This window comes from Brevundimonas denitrificans (assembly GCF_030160755.1).
GTDB classification, from domain to species: domain Bacteria; phylum Pseudomonadota; class Alphaproteobacteria; order Caulobacterales; family Caulobacteraceae; genus Brevundimonas; species Brevundimonas denitrificans.
Genome location: NZ_BSOY01000003.1, coordinates 1 through 14,844 on the forward strand (window position 1 = coordinate 1; position 14,844 = coordinate 14,844).

Annotated in this window: 14 protein-coding genes and 1 pseudogene; 8 read left to right on the plus strand and 7 right to left on the minus strand. The window is 69.1% G+C overall.

Annotated elements, in window-relative coordinates:
- Positions 1-265, minus strand: a pseudogene (locus QQJ79_RS01240) (SPOR domain-containing protein); the annotation flags it as partial.
- Positions 266-370: 105 nt separating this feature from the next.
- Between QQJ79_RS01240 and panC the strand changes: the two are divergent.
- The gene (gene panC, locus QQJ79_RS01245; protein ID WP_284220264.1) at positions 371-1,243 is read left to right on the plus strand and encodes a pantoate--beta-alanine ligase; all 873 of its coding nucleotides are present in this window, start codon (positions 371-373) and stop codon (positions 1,241-1,243) included.
- 9 nt (positions 1,244-1,252) lie between these two features.
- On the opposite strand, the gene QQJ79_RS01250 is transcribed toward panC, so the two are convergent.
- From QQJ79_RS01250 to QQJ79_RS01275, 6 genes are all read right to left on the minus strand, one after another.
- Positions 1,253-2,950, minus strand: a complete 1,698-nt coding sequence (locus QQJ79_RS01250; protein ID WP_284220266.1) for a tetratricopeptide repeat protein — start codon at positions 2,948-2,950, stop codon at positions 1,253-1,255.
- A gap of 66 nt (positions 2,951-3,016) precedes the next feature.
- Entirely contained in the window at positions 3,017-3,292 is a 276-nt protein-coding gene (locus tag QQJ79_RS01255; protein ID WP_284220269.1) for a hypothetical protein, read from the minus strand.
- Positions 3,289-3,582: an I78 family peptidase inhibitor gene (locus tag QQJ79_RS01260; protein ID WP_284220270.1), complete on the minus strand. Its 294-nt coding sequence runs from the start codon at positions 3,580-3,582 to the stop codon at positions 3,289-3,291. The genes QQJ79_RS01255 and QQJ79_RS01260 overlap by 4 nt, the downstream gene beginning before the upstream one ends.
- Positions 3,583-3,604: 22 nt before the next feature.
- Positions 3,605-3,793, minus strand: coding sequence for an I78 family peptidase inhibitor (locus QQJ79_RS01265; protein ID WP_284220272.1), 189 nt, complete (start codon positions 3,791-3,793; stop codon positions 3,605-3,607).
- 122 nt (positions 3,794-3,915) lie between these two features.
- The gene (locus QQJ79_RS01270) at positions 3,916-4,377 is read right to left on the minus strand and encodes a DNA polymerase III subunit chi (protein WP_284220273.1); all 462 of its coding nucleotides are present in this window, start codon (positions 4,375-4,377) and stop codon (positions 3,916-3,918) included.
- A gap of 22 nt (positions 4,378-4,399) precedes the next feature.
- Complete coding sequence (locus tag QQJ79_RS01275; RefSeq protein ID WP_284220276.1) at positions 4,400-5,875, minus strand: leucyl aminopeptidase; 1,476 nt, start codon at positions 5,873-5,875, stop codon at positions 4,400-4,402.
- Between the two features lie 135 nt (positions 5,876-6,010).
- On the opposite strand from QQJ79_RS01275, the gene QQJ79_RS01280 reads away from it, so the two are divergent.
- From QQJ79_RS01280 to QQJ79_RS01310, 7 genes are all read left to right on the plus strand, one after another.
- Positions 6,011-7,144, plus strand: coding sequence for an LptF/LptG family permease (locus QQJ79_RS01280; protein ID WP_284220281.1), 1,134 nt, complete (start codon positions 6,011-6,013; stop codon positions 7,142-7,144).
- On the plus strand, positions 7,141-8,271 hold the full coding sequence (lptG, locus tag QQJ79_RS01285; protein WP_284220283.1) for an LPS export ABC transporter permease LptG: 1,131 nt from the start codon (positions 7,141-7,143) through the stop codon (positions 8,269-8,271). The genes QQJ79_RS01280 and lptG overlap by 4 nt, the downstream gene beginning before the upstream one ends.
- A 58-nt stretch (positions 8,272-8,329) precedes the next feature.
- Entirely contained in the window at positions 8,330-10,759 is a 2,430-nt protein-coding gene (locus QQJ79_RS01290; protein ID WP_284220285.1) for an LPS-assembly protein LptD, read from the plus strand.
- A gap of 99 nt (positions 10,760-10,858) precedes the next feature.
- Positions 10,859-12,196 (plus strand): peptidylprolyl isomerase, encoded by a 1,338-nt coding sequence (locus QQJ79_RS01295; protein WP_284220288.1) that lies wholly within the window; start codon positions 10,859-10,861, stop codon positions 12,194-12,196.
- Positions 12,196-13,197, plus strand: a complete 1,002-nt coding sequence (gene pdxA, locus QQJ79_RS01300) for a 4-hydroxythreonine-4-phosphate dehydrogenase PdxA (RefSeq protein ID WP_284220290.1) — start codon at positions 12,196-12,198, stop codon at positions 13,195-13,197. The genes QQJ79_RS01295 and pdxA overlap by 1 nt, the downstream gene beginning before the upstream one ends.
- Before the next feature lie 190 nt (positions 13,198-13,387).
- Positions 13,388-14,266, plus strand: a complete 879-nt coding sequence (gene rsmA / locus QQJ79_RS01305; RefSeq protein ID WP_284220293.1) for a 16S rRNA (adenine(1518)-N(6)/adenine(1519)-N(6))-dimethyltransferase RsmA — start codon at positions 13,388-13,390, stop codon at positions 14,264-14,266.
- Between the two features lie 158 nt (positions 14,267-14,424).
- Positions 14,425-14,823 (plus strand): host attachment family protein, encoded by a 399-nt coding sequence (locus QQJ79_RS01310; protein ID WP_284220295.1) that lies wholly within the window; start codon positions 14,425-14,427, stop codon positions 14,821-14,823.
- Positions 14,824-14,844: the final 21 nt, after the last annotated feature.

Consider the following 14,844-nt stretch of genomic DNA (forward strand, 5'->3'; position numbering starts at 1 on the left):
CAGCGGCGGCGACCAGTCGGGGCGCTGCGCGCTCCACGGCGCCGTCCAGCCCGTCCCGGGCGTCCCAGAGCGCGTGCGGATCCATGACCTCGACCCGCAGCGCAGGACGCAGGCCCGCCTCGGCGGCCGTACGCGTGGGGGCCGCTCCGGCGCGCTTGCCGTCCACGTCGATGGCGGCGACGGAATTGGCCAGGTTCTCGAAGCGATGCGGATCGCTGTCGATCATGCCGCAGGCGTTCAGGGCGACCGCCGACACGAGGACCATGACTGGACGAATGATGAGGCTGGGCGTCATAAGCCGACACTGGCACGGCAAGATTTGCCGGCCGGTTCACAAGCAGGCTTAAGCCGAAAGGTTAATCCGTTCATCATGGCCGAGACTGACGCCCTTCCCGTGGTCCGCAGCGTCGCGGCGCTGCGCCAGACTCTAAGCGACTGGCGGCGGCAAGGGTTCACGGTCGGCTTCGTGCCGACCATGGGCGCGCTGCACGAAGGCCATCTGACGCTGGTGCGGGAAGCGGGACAAAGGGCGGACCGGGTGGTGGCCAGCGTGTTCGTGAATCCGGCCCAGTTCGCAGCGCACGAGGACCTGGGGACCTATCCGCGGCAGGAAGCGAGGGACGCCGAACTGCTGGCCGGCGCGGGCTGCCACCTGCTGTTCGCCCCGTCCGTGGAGGAGATGTATCCGGCGGGGGCGACGACGACGATCAGCGTCGGCGGACCCGCGGAAGGTCTGGAAGGCGAGTTCCGGCCGCAGATGTTCGGCGGCGTGGCCCTGGTGGTGACGAAGCTGCTGAATCAGGCGCGGGCGGACGTGGCCGTCTTTGGCGAGAAGGATTGGCAGCAGTTAATGGTCGTGCGGCGGCTCGTCCGGGATCTGGACATTCCCACCGAGATCGTCGGGTCCCCGACGATGCGGGACGGGCACGGCCTCGCCCTGTCGTCGCGGAACGCCTACCTGTCAGAAGCGGAGCTTGAGGTCGCCCGACAGCTCAACGGCGTGCTGGCGGCGGCTGGGGCAGCGGCCGCATCCGGCGGTTCGCTGGACGTCGTCGAGCGGGATGCGCGTGAGGCCCTGCTGCGCGCGGGCTTCAGCCATGTCGACTACGTCGCCGTCCGCCGCGCCGACGATCTGGCCGTCTTCGAGGGCGGCGTGGCGGACGCGCCGGGCCGGATTCTGGCGGCCGCCTGGCTGGGGCGAACACGGCTGATCGACAATATGGCGGTCGCTGCGCCGTCCTGATGCGCCGCGTCAGGTCAGTTTGAGGTCCATGGCGCCGCCGATCCATTCAATGCGCGACTGTCGGCGAGCCTCGGCGGCGGCCTCCCCGTTTCCGAGCGCGGCCTCAGCCTCAGCCAGCACGAAATAGCTGTACGGGTCGTTCGGCCAGTCCTCGATCAGTTCCAGCAGCTTAGCTCTCGCGCCAGCGGCGTCGCCCTTCAACAGCAGGGCGGCGGCCAGGCTGCGACGCGTCGGATACCAGATGATCGGCGGGTCGCCGCCTTCCTCGCCCTGCCCCTGTATCGCGGCCGCGCGGGTGAAGGCCGCGATGGCCGCATCAGCGTCGCCCGCGATCATCGCCGCGCGGCCCTCAAGCACCCGCTGGGTGACTTCGGTGAAGTCGTTGCGCATCTCGCCGTTGGGGCCCGCCGCGAAGCCTGTCTGCGACCGGATGGCGGCGATGGCTGCGGCCTCGGCCCGCACGGCCGCAGCGTCCCCCGCGCGCGCCGCCGCCTCACCGCGGGCGAGGCGCCAACTGACCCGCAGCATGGGATGGGTTTCGGGCGGCTCGGCGAGCCCTGCGACCTGATCTGCGGATCCGAACCGGCCGTAGAGGGCGTAGGCGTTGTTGGCCATGGCCTGTCGCCACATGTTGTCAGCGGGAATGTCGGGATAGGTGGCGAGGAACCACTCGGCGAGCTTGAGGCCCTCCTCGGCTCCGCCCGCCATCAGGGCCCCGCCCATGCCGAAATGGATATTGTGTGCGTGCAGGGCCATGCCGGGCACGCCGCCAGGCGGTCGCGCCAGGCTGTCATACTTCAGGTCCAGCGCCACGGCGTTGACGTTGGACATCATGGCGTCACGATAGCGGCCTACGCGATAGAAGGTGTGCGACGGCATATGCACCAGATGGCTGGCCCCGGGGGCCAGCGACGCCAGTCGCTCCCCATACGGGATCGCCTTGTGCGGATCGTCCGACCATTCAGTCAGGTGGATATAGAGGTGGATGGCGCCGGGATCGTCGGGCGCCGTCGCCAGCGCCTGTTCGAGGATGCCCATGGCGCGGGTGATGCCGGGGTCTTTCGCCTTGCCGCCGTCGTCCCACCATTCGTCGGCCTTGAGCATCCAGGCGTCGGCGGTGATGGCCGCGACGGTGATGTCCGATGGATTGCGGCGGGCGATCCGGTCCATGGCCAGGGCGAAGCGGCGGTCGCGCGATCCCTTCAGACCCGAATAGCGCTGCACCAGGGCGTCGATCATCTGACGTTGCATGGGCGTGGCGCGGCGGGCCAGCCGGCGGGCGTCTCGCGCGGCCTTCAGGGCGGCGGACTGGCTGTCGTCGTCATTGCCCCCGCCGTTGAGATTGGGGCCGAGCGCCCAGGCCTCGCCCCAGGCGCACATGCCGCAGGTCGGGTCGAGCAGCCGGGCCTTGCGGAAGGCCCGCACCGATTCCTTGTGCTCGAAGGCCCAGCGCAGCCGGACTCCGTGGTTGAACCATGCCTGGGCCTCGGGGACGATTGTGTCGACGGCGAAGCCGCCGGTTCCGAAGCCCTCGACCATCACCATGTCGGCGACCGGGGTTCCGGTATTGGCCGAGACCGCGGGGCCGCAGACCTGGGGCCGCTCGATGCGGTCGAGCGCGGCGCGTTCGGCGGTTGCGTCAGCGACGGCGACGGGGCCGATCAGCGAAACGGTCAGGGCGACGCCGGCCATCAAGAGTGTGCGCATGAACGTGGGCCTCCCCTGCCCTCGCCGCCACCTTGTCGCGAAAGGCCGGGTTCGCCAAGGGCGGGATCAGCCGCAGTCCACGCTCTCGATGATCCCGGTGGCCTCGACGAAGCGGATGTTGAGCCGGTCAGGCCGGAGGTCCTTCGTCGTCGGACAGGTGGTGCAGACCATCCGGACATTGGCGCCTTGCGGGAAGGACACCGCGCCGACATGCGCCCCGATCAGCGAGCGGGCGGCGGCGGCGTCGCAGCGCTGCGGAATCGGCGTCTCGTCCGGCGCCGGATCGACCGGCGCGCAGGCCGTCAGCGCGAGACCGGAGGCGGCCAGGATCAGGGCTCTCATCCGCATTTGACCTCACGGATCACGCCGGTGGATTCCTCGAACAGGACGTTCAGACGGCGCGGGTTGTAATCCATGGTCACCGGACAGGTGGTGCAGGTCACGCGCCAGACCTCGTCGGCCGGCCGCGCCGGCAGTTCCGAACGGTTGCGGCCGATGAAGCGCTGGTACTGTTCGGCCTTGCACTGGGTGGGGCCGTCTTCAGGCGGCAGGGGCGGATCGCCGGCGTCAACCGGTGCGCAGGACGCGATCAGCAGGGCGACCGCAGCGAGACTGAAGGACTGGATTTTCATCGGCGTCGTCACCCGTGATGGCTTAACCGCAGCGAACCTGTTCGACGATTTCGGTCTGTTCGTTGAAGAAGATGTTCAGGCGGGTCGGCGAATAGTCCTCGGTCACCGGGCAGGTGGTGCAGGTCACCCGCCGGTTCACGACATCGACCGGAACGGGGATGTCCGTCTTCGGTTTCCCGACCAGCCACTGCAACTCGCCCGCGCGGCACATGTCGGCGGTGGGATTGGAGGGTCGCGACCCGGTCGGCTGATTGATCTGGGCCTCTTCGATCGTGCGCGGCGCGGAGGCGTCGGAGGCGGGCGTGGAACAGGCCGCGAGCGCGAGAAGAGCGATCAGGCCGCCTTTTCCCAGCGTCCTTCCGGAGACTGTTTCCAGTAGGCCAGCGCGGCTCCCTGGTCCTTCAACGTCTTCCACCGGACCCGCGCGCCCGTCAGCGCCGTCTCGTCCCGCCCGTCGAAGATGATGAAGCATCGCTCGAAGCCTTTCGTGTCGCCCAGTTCTGAGCCGTCCACAATGAACAGCGCCTGAGCGGCGTTCAGGTTCTCCTGTGATTCGGTCAACAGGATGGGCTGGCGCGCCGCCTCCGGACCGGACGCCCGTCCATGCGCCAGGAAGCTGTCATCGCGATACGTCCACAGCCGCTCGTCGATATCGTCGAGCAAACGGGCGTCGGCGGCGCGCACCAACGCCCGCCAACCGCGCTCGCGCGTCTTCTCCATCAGGCCGGGCAGCACCTGTTCCAGGGTCGACCGCTCGAGGTGGTAGAACCAGATTTCCGGCTTGGCGTCAGACACCCGGTTCTACCTTTTCAGAGACTTACGACTCGTAGCTGTCGGCAACCATCCGGTCGAGCGTGCGCACGCCCCAGCCGACGGCGCCGTCCGGCACGGTCGGATGGCGGCTGTCCTTGACCCAGGCGGTCGGGGCGATGTCGATGTGGGCCCAAGGCACGCCGTTGGTGAAGCGCTGCAGGAACAGGGCGGCGGTGATCGAACCGCCGGCGCGGCCGTTGCCGGTGTTCTTCACATCGGCGATCGGGGTGTCGATGTGGCGTTCGTAGAAGGCCGGGATCGGCATCCGCCAGGCGTTCTCCCCGACCTTGGGACCCGCGGCGAGGAAGTTGTTCGCCAGTTCGTCGGAGTTGGAGAACACCCCGGCGTATTCGAGGCCGAGGGCCACGATCATGGCGCCCGTCAGGGTGGCCAGGTCGAGCATGAATTTCGGCTTGAACCGGTCCTGGGTGTACCAGAGGCAGTCGGCCAGGACGAGGCGGCCCTCGGCGTCCGTGTTCAGGATCTCGACCGACTGGCCGGACAGCGACATGACCACGTCGCCCGGACGCTGGGCGGCGCCGTCCGGCATGTTCTCGACCAGGCCGATGACGCCGATCGCGTTGACCTTCGCCTTGCGGCCGGCGAGGGCATGCATCAGGCCGACCACGGCGGCCGAACCGCCCATGTCCCACTTCATTTCTTCCATGCCGTCGGCCGGTTTGATCGAAATGCCCCCGGTGTCGAAGGTCACGCCCTTGCCGACGAAGGCGATGGGCTGGTCGCCCTTCCTGCCGCCGTTCCACTTCATGATGACGACCTGGCTCTCGCGCACGCTGCCCTGGCCCACGGCCAGAAGCGTGTTGAAGCCGAGTTTCGCGAGTTCCTTCTCGCCGAGGACCTCAACCTCGAGACCCAGCTTTTCGAGCGCCTTCACGCGCGTCGCATATTCTGCCGGGTAGAGGACATTGGCCGGCTCGGCGACGAGGTCGCGGGCGAACTCCACGGCGCTGGCGACGGCGGCATGGGCCGCCCAGGCAGCCTCAGCGGCCTTCGGGTCGGCGGCGACCACCTTGATGGTTTCGATCGACGGCGTCTTCTCGGGCTTCAGCTTGGTGCGGTATTTGAGGAAGCGATAGGCGGCCAGACGGGCGGCGAAGGCGGCGCGCGCGGCCTGGTCGGCGGTCAGGTGATGGGCGTCGATGGTCAGGACGGTCGCGCCCGACAGCTTGACGGCGTGATAGGCGGCGCCGGCGGCGGTCTCGAGCGCGAGGTCGTCGAACTTGCCCGTCTCTCCCGCGCCGCTGAGCACGAGGGTCGCGGCGTCGACCCCGGCCGGAGCCGCCACAATCAGGGTGCTGTTCGAAGCGCCGGTGAAGCGGCTGGCGGTCATCGCCTTCGTCAGGGCGCCGGAGGTGGCCGTGTCGAGCTGGGGCCCCATGCCGGAGAGAACCCGGCCTTCGTGGACCAGAATGGCCAGAACCTCGGCAGCGCCCGCGGACGCGACGAACTCGATCTTCATTTACTACTCCCGCCGGGCGGTACGCCCCGGCTGTATGTGGGTTGGGTTGAGTGCGCGCGGTTTCACCGGCGCATTCGGGTGTGTATTAGATGCTCTCCCTCGCCGCCGCCTGCAACGGGCGATTTCCTGCCGCATATGACCCTGATTCAAGGCTATCTTTTCCGGCAGATCGCCCGCCCCGTCGTGGGCGCGTGCGCCGCCCTGGCCGGAATCGGCATTCTGAGCCAGAGCCTCGACCAGCTGGAAGTCATCGTCGAGCGCGGCCAGAGCGTCTGGGTCATGGTCAAGCTGACCCTGCTGGCCGTGCCGCAGCTTCTGGCGGTCATCATTCCCATCGGCCTGTTCGTCGGCGCCCTGATCGCCCTGACGCGGCTGCAGCGGGAGCAGGAGCTGACTGCGGTGTTCGCCTCCGGCGTCACGCGCTGGGCGGCGATTCGCCCGGCGGTGCGGATCGCGGCCATCGCGGCCCTGCTGACGCTTGTCGTCACCACGGTCGGCCAGCCGTGGGCCCAGCGTCAGGCGCGGGCCGAGGCCTTCGCCGTCCGCACCGATCTGGCGGCCTTGCTGGTCGAGGAGGGCCAGTTCGTCGAGGGGCCCGGCGGCCTGACCGTCTATGTCCAGCAGATCGAACAGAACGGCCTGCTGAAGAACCTGTTCGTCTATCTGGAAGACGGCGACAAGGTGACGACCTGGGACGCGGCCGAGGCCCGGTTCAGCCGGATCGACGGGCAGCCCTACCTGACCCTGCTCAACGGATCGTGGCAGCGGTACTCGTCGCGCGGCGTGCTGGAATATCTGTCCTTCGGCCGGCAGGACGTGCCGCTGGCCCAGTATTCGGAAGTGACGGACCGGGTCCGCTACAAGCCGTCGGACCTGTATCTGACGCAGCTGTTCAACCCCTCCCCCGCGGACCTGGAGCGGGTCGGGTCGGCCGGGGAGCTGATGGCCGAGGGACATTCCCGGCTGTCGGCCCCGCTCTACGCCCTGATGGCCATGGCCATGGCGTTGACGGCGATCATGGGCGGGCAGTTCAGCCGGACCGGCTACAGCCTGCGAATCGCCAAGGTCGCGGGCCTGTTCCTGATCGTCCGCATCGCCGGCTACGGCGTCGTCTCGGCCAGCGCCTGGAACGGCTGGCTGAACATCTTCCAGTATCTGCTGCCGATCGTGGCGACCATCGTCGCCCTGAGGCTGCTGTTCCGGGCGCTGAAGCCCCGCCGGCGTCCGGTCTGGCCGGCCTATGAGCGGCTGAAGGCGCGGTTCGCATGATCAGCCGCACCTCCCTGCCCGTGCCCTGGCTGAGACTGGGCCGAATCGAACGCTATGTGCTGGTCCAGCAGGCGCGGTCGCTGGGTATCGCCCTGGGCGTCATCGCCGCGCTGATCATGCTGATCGACTTCGTCGAGGTGTCCCGCGGGGTGGGCTCCGATGTCGATCTCTCCGGAGCGCGCATTCTCGGCCTGATGCTGCTGAAGTCGCCGCAGGTGATCATCCAGCTGCTGCCGTTCGTCTTTCTGTTCGGGACGCTGGCGGCGTTTGTCGGACTGAACCGGCGCAGCGAGCTGATCGCCATGCGGGCGGCGGGCGTCTCGGCATGGCGGTTCGTGCTGCCCGCGGCGGGCGCGGCCCTGATGTTCGGCGCGATCACGGTCGCGGCCCTCGGGCCGCTGGCGGCGTCGGCGGACGGTCTGTTCCAGCGCGAGCGGGCGCGACTGTCCGGCTCGGCCGCCGGGGCCGAGGCCAGCCCCACCGTCTGGATTCGCGAGGGCGACGATACGCGCCAGATGGTCATCCGCGCCCAGCGGCAGGACCGGTCGAGCGCGCGGCTGCTGGACGTCACCTTCTTCATCTACACCAATGACGCCGAAGGGATGCGGACCTTCTCGGAGCGGATCGACGCGGACACGGCGTCGCTTTCGAACGGCAGCTGGCGGCTGGTCAATGCGGTCGGGGCGGAGATCGGCCAGCGGGCGGTGCGCTACGCCACACTGGATCTGCCCTCCAGCCTGGCGGATGAAGAGGCCTTCGAACGCTTCGCCCGACCGCAATCGACCTCATTCTGGTCCTTGCCGGCCCAGATCGACCGTGTCGAGGCCGCGGGCTTTTCATCGACCGCCTACCGGCTTCGGCTGCAGCAGCTGCTGGCCACGCCGCTGATGTTCGCCGCCATGTCCATTCTGGCCGCAGCCTTCTCGCTCCGCCTGATGCGGCTGGGCGATCTGGCGCGGATGAGCGTGGCGGCGGTGGTGCTGGGGTTCGGCTTCTTCTTCGTCAATCAGGCGGCGTCCGCCTTCGGTTCGGCGGAAGTGATTCCGCCCTGGCTGGCGGCCTGGCTGCCGCCCTTGCTGACAGCGCTCGCCGCCTTCACCTTGCTGTTCTATACCGAAGACGGCTAAGCGATCCGGCCTGCCTCCCGGCTTGCCGGACCGTACGCCCTCCAGAGTGATTTCTCGCATGCAGCGTGACCGCCGCGCGCCCGATTTGGGAGCCTTGCGCTACCGGCTTCTGGCCGGTGCGGCCGCAATCGCGCTGGCGTCCCTGGCGGGCGCCGCCCAGGCGCAGCAGGCGCCCGCTGCGCCCGCGGCCGTGGGACCGGGCGCCGACGGGCTGACCCCCGACGCTGTCTATATCGAAGCGGATTCCGCGTCGCGAACCGGCGATCTCATCACGGCGGAAGGCGTCGGGGCCGACCGCGTGCTGGCCCGGTTCCAGGGCGCGACCCTGAGAGCCGGCGCCGTCAGCTATGACCTCGGCCTGGGCATCGCCACGGCGGACCGGCAGGTCGAGTTCAGCGACCCCGACGGCAATGTCGTCTTCGCCAGCCATCTGGAGCTGGACTCGGACCTGAAGGCGGGCGTGGCGGTCGATTTCGCCACCCGCTTCCGCAACGGCGCGAGCCTGATGGCGGCGACGGCGGTGCGCCGGAGCGAGAACGTCAATGAGCTGAACTACGTTCTCTTCACGCCCTGCCCGATCTGCGACGCCGACGGGAATCCCAGGGAACCCAGTATCGCCATCCAGGCGGAGAAGGTGGTCCAGGACGAGGAACTGCGTGCGATCCTGTACCGCAACGCCGTTTTCCGGGTCGGCGGCGTCCCGGTCTTCTACCTGCCGTTCTTCGCCCATCCCGATCCGACCGTCGAACGGGCCTCGGGTTTCCTGGTGCCGATTCCCAGCTATGACGAGGGACGGGGCCTGAGCCTTGAAATCCCCTATCTGCGGGTGGTGTCTCCGTCGGAAGACTGGCTGATCAGCCCGCAGTTCAACACCGACGTCGCGCCCCTGCTGAACCTGCAATGGCGCCGCCGGTTCGCCGACGGGATGATCGTCGCGCGCGGCGGCTATACCTATGAACGCAGTTTCGGCGACTTCGACCTCGACGGCGACGGCGACGCCGAGAGCAACGTCAAATACGGCGACCGCACGAGCCGCAGCTATTTCCTCGGCCATGGCCGATTCGATCCCGCAGGCCCCTGGCGCTGGGGCTTCACCATCGAGCGCGTGTCGGACAAGACCCTGTTCGACCGCTACGACGTCCGGGACCCCTATCAGGACAACGGTCTCTACTATGGCGACCAGCGCCGCCTGATCAGCCAGTTGTTCGCCGAGCGGCAAACCGCGCGCTCCTACCTGTCGATCGCAGCCTTCGACCTGCAGAGCCTGCGGGTCACCCGGTTTGATCCGGTCACCCCGGCGCTCAACGAGTTCGAGGCCGACGGCGCCCTGCCCGTCGTGGCGCCGCTGGTCGAGGCGCGTTGGGAGCCGTCCGGGCCGGTTCTGGGCGGCCGACTTCGGCTGCGGGGATCGGCCGTGGCGCTGTATCGCGACGACTATGTCGGCGGACCCGTGTTGCGCCCCGCCATTATTCCTGCGGGACCGACGCTCGGGCTGCCCGGCGTCGACAGCCGGCGCATCTCGGGTCAGGCCGAATGGCGACGCACCCTGATCTCGCCCCTCGGCGTGCGGTGGGAACCGTTCGCCGACGTGCGCGCCGACTTCTATTCCGTCGGAGACCTGCCGCCCATGTTGGGGCTGGAGGAGGAAGCCCTTTCCCGCGGACGGGCGACCGCAGGCCTGGACATCAGCTATCCCCTGTTCCGCAGCATCGGCCCCGGCGCCGATCTGATTCTGGAGCCGATGGCCCAGCTGTCGGTCTCGACCGCCTCGGACCTGGACCCGCGCATTCCCATCGAGGACAGCCAGACCCTGGAGCTGGACGAGAGCTCGCTGTTCAGGACCGACCGCTTCCCCGGCTACGATCTGTACGAGGGGGGCCCCCGCCTGACGATCGGCGCCCGCGCGACAATGCGCTGGAACGAGGGCCGGCAGGCCAGCCTGTTCATCGGCCGCAGCTATCGCGCCGATGAAGAGCCTGCCTTCCTGACGCCGGTTCCGGATTTGCCGGCCCAGCTCTATGACCCGACCGGCCTGGCATCCCAGACGTCCGACTGGGTCGTGCAGGGCAGTTTCTCGCCTTCGGACCGCATCCGCGGCTGGGGCCACGCGACCTTCGACGCCTCCGGTGAAATCCGTCGGGCGGAGACGGCGGTGGACGGCCGCTGGGGCCGACGCAATCTGGCGACGGTCAGCTACATCATCGACCGTTCAAATCCCCTGGCCGGGCCGCTGAACCGCAACTACGAATTCGTGCAGCTGTCGGGCCAGCAGTTCGTCTATGGCAACTGGGGCGTGGCGGCGTCGGGCATCGCCGATCTGGAGCGGGACATCATCACCCGCTCCGAAGTCGGCCTGCTGTTCGACGATGACTGTTTCCGGTTCGAGATCGGCTACCGGCGCGACAATACCCGCGTACGCCCGACGGGACCGTCCGAAGGCGTCTATGTGCGCCTAAACCTCGCCACTTTCGGCGGTACAGGGTATTGACGCAGCGACGGGCGCTGACGGCCGCGCAGCCCGGGGGCGCGCGGTTCGAAAATCCGGGACGAAAACCGGACCAGCGCCGCTTGAGGAACCAGGACTGACATGGGTTTGCAGCGTTATATGACGGGCGTGGCGATCGCCGCCCTCCTGGCCAGTTCGGCCATGGCCCAGACCGCACCTCCGGCGCAGCCGGCCGCCGCCGGCAATCTGAACCCGGCGGCTGAAGCCGCACCGGTCGCCCCGCCTGCCGCACCGGCCTTCCAGATGTCGGACGGCATCCTCGCGACGGTCAACGACAGCGTCATCACCGGGTTCGACCTGCGCCAGCGCATGCTGCTGCTGATCGCCATGACCCAGGTCCAGCCCACGCCCGAGAACATTCCCGCCATCCAGCAGCAGGCTCTGAACGCCCTGATTGATGAGCGGCTGCAGGTGCAGGAACTGGCCAATTACGAGGACCTGGTCGTCAGCGACGAACAGGTCGAGGAAGAGATCACGGCCATGGCCCGCGAAGTGGGCGCCGCGCCCCAGGCCTATGTCGATTTTCTGGCCCAGGGCGGCATCCGCCCCAGCACCCTGCGCGAGCAGCTGCGGACCCAGATCGGCTGGTCGCAACTGGTCGGCGGCCGGTTCCAGAGCCGCGCCCGGGTCAGCCGCGCCGCCGTGGCCGCGGCCATGCGTCAGATCTCTGAGGCGGCCGCCAAGAAGCAATATCTGATCGGTGAAATCTACATCGAGTCCGCCCGCGTCGGCGGCCAGCAGGCGGCGCTGAACGGCGCTAACCAGCTGGTGCAGCAGATGGTCCAGGGCGCGCCCTTCCAGGCCGTGGCCCAGCAGTTCTCGGCGGCGCCGTCCGCGACGCGCGGCGGCGACGCCGGCTGGGTTGTCGAAGGCACCATGCAACCGGCCCTGCAGCAGGCGCTGGATCAGCTTCAGGTCGGACAGCTGTCGCGGCCGATCCCGGTCGATGGCGGGGTCTATATCATCTATATGCGCGACAAGCGGGACGGGGCCTCGGCCAGTCTTGTGCAGATCAAACAGGTCATGATCGAACTGCCGGAGACGGCCACGGACGCTGACGTCGCCGCGGCGACCCAGCGGCTGGAGGCTCTCCGCCCCCAACTGACCTGCGACACCATGCTGGCCCGGGCGACGTCGGAGCAGGGTCTGCTCGGAGCCGATCTGGGCGAGGCCGATGTGCAGAACCTCGCCCCGCAGTTCCAGCAGGTCGCCCGTTCCGCCGAGGTCGGTTCGGTCAGCACCCCCGTGCGCACCCCGCTGGGCGTCCACCTGCTGGGCGTGTGCGGCCGCCGCGTCGGCGGGACCGAGGCACCCAATCCGCAGGAAGTCGAGAACACCCTGTTCCGGCAGAACCTCGCCACCCTCGGCCGTCGCTATATGCGCGACCTGCGCGAGGACGCACTCATCGAGTATCGGTGATGACCGCCGGCCCCGCGCCGCTGGCCCTGTCCATGGGCGAACCGGCGGGCGTGGGGCCCGAGATCATCGCCAGGGCCTGGACCGCGCTGCGGGCGGAAGGCCCCGTCTTCGCCGTCATCGGCGACGCCGCCCTGATGCGAGCCCAGGGCCAGCCGGTCGAATCGATTCTGTCGGCCGCTGACGCTCCAGCCGTCTTCGGTCGGGCCATTCCGGTCCTCGACACCCCCCTGCCCGCGCCCGTCACGCCCGGCCGTCCCGAAGCCGCCAACGCCGGCGCCGTGGCCGACTGGATCGAACAGGCCGTCAACCTGGCCCTGTCCGGCGAGGCTTCGGGGGTCGTCACCGCGCCCATCGCCAAGGCTCCGCTCTATGCGGCCGGCTTCCGCTTCCCGGGCCATACGGAGTTCATCGCCGAACTGACCGCCGACACGCCCTTCATCGGGACGCGCGGGCCGGTGATGATGCTGACCGCCAGGGATCTGCGCGCCTGTCTGGTCACCATCCACGCGCCGCTGGCCGAGGTTCCTGAGCTGGTCACCGCCGAGCGGGTCTGCCGCACCGCCCGGGTCGTGCACGAGGCGATGAAGCGCGACTTCGGCATCGCCGCCCCGCGCCTCGCCCTAGCGGCCCTGAACCCGCACGCGGGCGAGGGAGGATCGATCGGGCTGGAGGAGATCGCGGTGCTGATCCCGGCCGCCGCGGCCCTGCGCGCCGAGGGCATCGCCATCACCGATCCCAGGCCCGCCGACACCCTGTTCCACGACGAGGCCCGCGCGACCTATGACGCGGTCCTGTGCCTCTATCACGATCAGGCGCTGATCCCGGTCAAGACGCTGGACTTCTGGGGCGGGGTGAACACGACCCTGGGCCTGCCGGTGATCCGCACTTCGCCCGACCACGGCACGGGGTTCGACATCGCCGGGAAGGGCGTGGCGCGGGCGGACAGCCTGATCGCGGCAGTGCAGTTGGCGGGAGAGATGGCGGCGGCGCGGGCGAAGTGACCGTCTCCTCCCTGTCGCGGAGCGATGGGGAGGTGGATCGACGGCGAAGCAGGCGAGACGGAGGGGCGGGTTCCGCCGCACGATCGCGAAGGCCGCATGACCCCTCTACCATGCTTCGCATGGTCCCCCTCCCCGTTCGCTGCGCGAACAGGGAGGAGACGGACCGCGCCACGTCCCGTAAGGGAGGGGTGTGACCCCCAACGACCTCCCCTCCCTTCGCGAAACGCTCGACGCCCACGGCCTGCTGGCGAAGAAGAGCTTCGGGCAGCATTTCCTGCTGGACCTGAATGTGACGCGCAAGATCGTGCGTCTGGCCGGGCCGTTCGAGGGCCGGGCGGTGATCGAGGTCGGCCCCGGTCCGGGCGGCCTGACCCGCGCCCTGTTGGAGAGCGACGCGGGCACGGTGGTGCTGGTCGAGAAGGATCCGCGCTTTCTGCCCCTGTTGGGCGAACTCGACGACGGCTCCGGCCGGCTGACCGTGGTCGAGGCCGACGCCCTCGGGGTGCGCGAGGCCGAGCTGGTCGAGGGGCCGGCGCACATCGTCTCCAACCTGCCCTACAATGTCGGCACCCCCCTGCTGATCAAATGGCTGACCGGGCCGTGGACCCCGCACGCCCTGACCCTGATGTTCCAGAAGGAGGTGGCCGAGCGGATCACGGCCGCCCCCGGGGACGAGGCCTACGGACGGCTGGCGGTGATCAGCCAGGCGGTATGCGAGGCGAAGCTGGTCATGCACCTGCCCGCCGCCGCCTTCACCCCGCCGCCCAAGGTGGCCAGCGCCGTGGTGCATCTGGTTCCGCGCGCGGACCGGCCGGATCAGGACCTGCTGAAGGCCCTGGAGCGGGTGACGGCGGCCGCGTTCGGTCAGAGGCGCAAGATGCTGAGGTCCAGCCTCAAGCCGCTGGGCGGGGCGGCGCTGTGCGAGGCGGCGGGGCTGAGCCCCGAGGACCGGGCGGAGGTGATCGATCTGGCGGGGTTCCTGCGGCTGGCGCGGGCCGTGGCGGGACAGCCACAGCCGGCGGCGCCGGGCGATGGCGGGGCGACGATGATGCGGCGCAAACGGGGGTAGGCGTCTTCCGCGCCGTCGTTCGCGCAGCCTGGGTCCCGGCCTTCGCCCCATTGATTTCAATCAAGGCCGCGGCGGGGATCGTGAGTACGGTTCCGGCATGGACGGCAACCGCCTCGCCCGCGAGACGTTCAGCCGGCCCCCCATACCGGAGACTTCAGATGATACTTTCCCCAGGCGCCCTCGTGGCCGTCGTCGATGGCGAGAAACTGGCGCTGTACGAGAACACGGGACATCAGGGCGCGGTTCTGTCTCCGAAGCCGACGCCGGCGATCGCCGATCGCGCCTCGGGCGCCGCCGGGCGTATCTCCAGCGGAGCCAATCCCGACAACGACACCCAGGCCGAGGACGGCTTCGCCATGGGCGTGGCCGATGTGCTGAACAAGCTGGTGCTGGACCACAAGGTGGAACACCTGCTGGTCATCGCCGCGCCCAAGACGATGGGTCAGTTGCGCAAGGGCTGGCACAAGGAGACGGCCGCGCGGGTGGTCGGCGAGATCTCGAAGGATCTGACCGGGCATTCTCCGGATCAGATCGCGGCGGCGATCGACAAGGCCTAGGACGGTTCCGTCTCCCCCCGG

Excerpts from the sequence above, each read along its gene's own strand:
- QQJ79_RS01290 (WP_284220285.1), top strand. The coding sequence starts at position 8,330 with ATGCAGCGTGACCGCCGCGCGCCCGATTTGGGAGCCTTGCGCTACCGG.
- QQJ79_RS01265 (WP_284220272.1), bottom strand. The coding sequence starts at position 3,793 with ATGTGCCGCGCGGGCGAGTTGCAGTGGCTGGTCGGGAAACCGAAGACG.
- QQJ79_RS01260 (WP_284220270.1), bottom strand. The coding sequence starts at position 3,582 with ATGAAAATCCAGTCCTTCAGTCTCGCTGCGGTCGCCCTGCTGATCGCG.
- QQJ79_RS01250 (WP_284220266.1), bottom strand. The coding sequence starts at position 2,950 with ATGCGCACACTCTTGATGGCCGGCGTCGCCCTGACCGTTTCGCTGATC.
- QQJ79_RS01255 (WP_284220269.1), bottom strand. The coding sequence starts at position 3,292 with ATGAGAGCCCTGATCCTGGCCGCCTCCGGTCTCGCGCTGACGGCCTGC.
- QQJ79_RS01275 (WP_284220276.1), bottom strand. The coding sequence starts at position 5,875 with ATGAAGATCGAGTTCGTCGCGTCCGCGGGCGCTGCCGAGGTTCTGGCC.
- panC (WP_284220264.1), top strand. The coding sequence starts at position 371 with ATGGCCGAGACTGACGCCCTTCCCGTGGTCCGCAGCGTCGCGGCGCTG.
- QQJ79_RS01280 (WP_284220281.1), top strand. The coding sequence starts at position 6,011 with ATGACCCTGATTCAAGGCTATCTTTTCCGGCAGATCGCCCGCCCCGTC.
- lptG (WP_284220283.1), top strand. The coding sequence starts at position 7,141 with ATGATCAGCCGCACCTCCCTGCCCGTGCCCTGGCTGAGACTGGGCCGA.
- QQJ79_RS01310 (WP_284220295.1), top strand. The coding sequence starts at position 14,425 with ATGATACTTTCCCCAGGCGCCCTCGTGGCCGTCGTCGATGGCGAGAAA.
- pdxA (WP_284220290.1), top strand. The coding sequence starts at position 12,196 with ATGACCGCCGGCCCCGCGCCGCTGGCCCTGTCCATGGGCGAACCGGCG.
- QQJ79_RS01295 (WP_284220288.1), top strand. The coding sequence starts at position 10,859 with ATGGGTTTGCAGCGTTATATGACGGGCGTGGCGATCGCCGCCCTCCTG.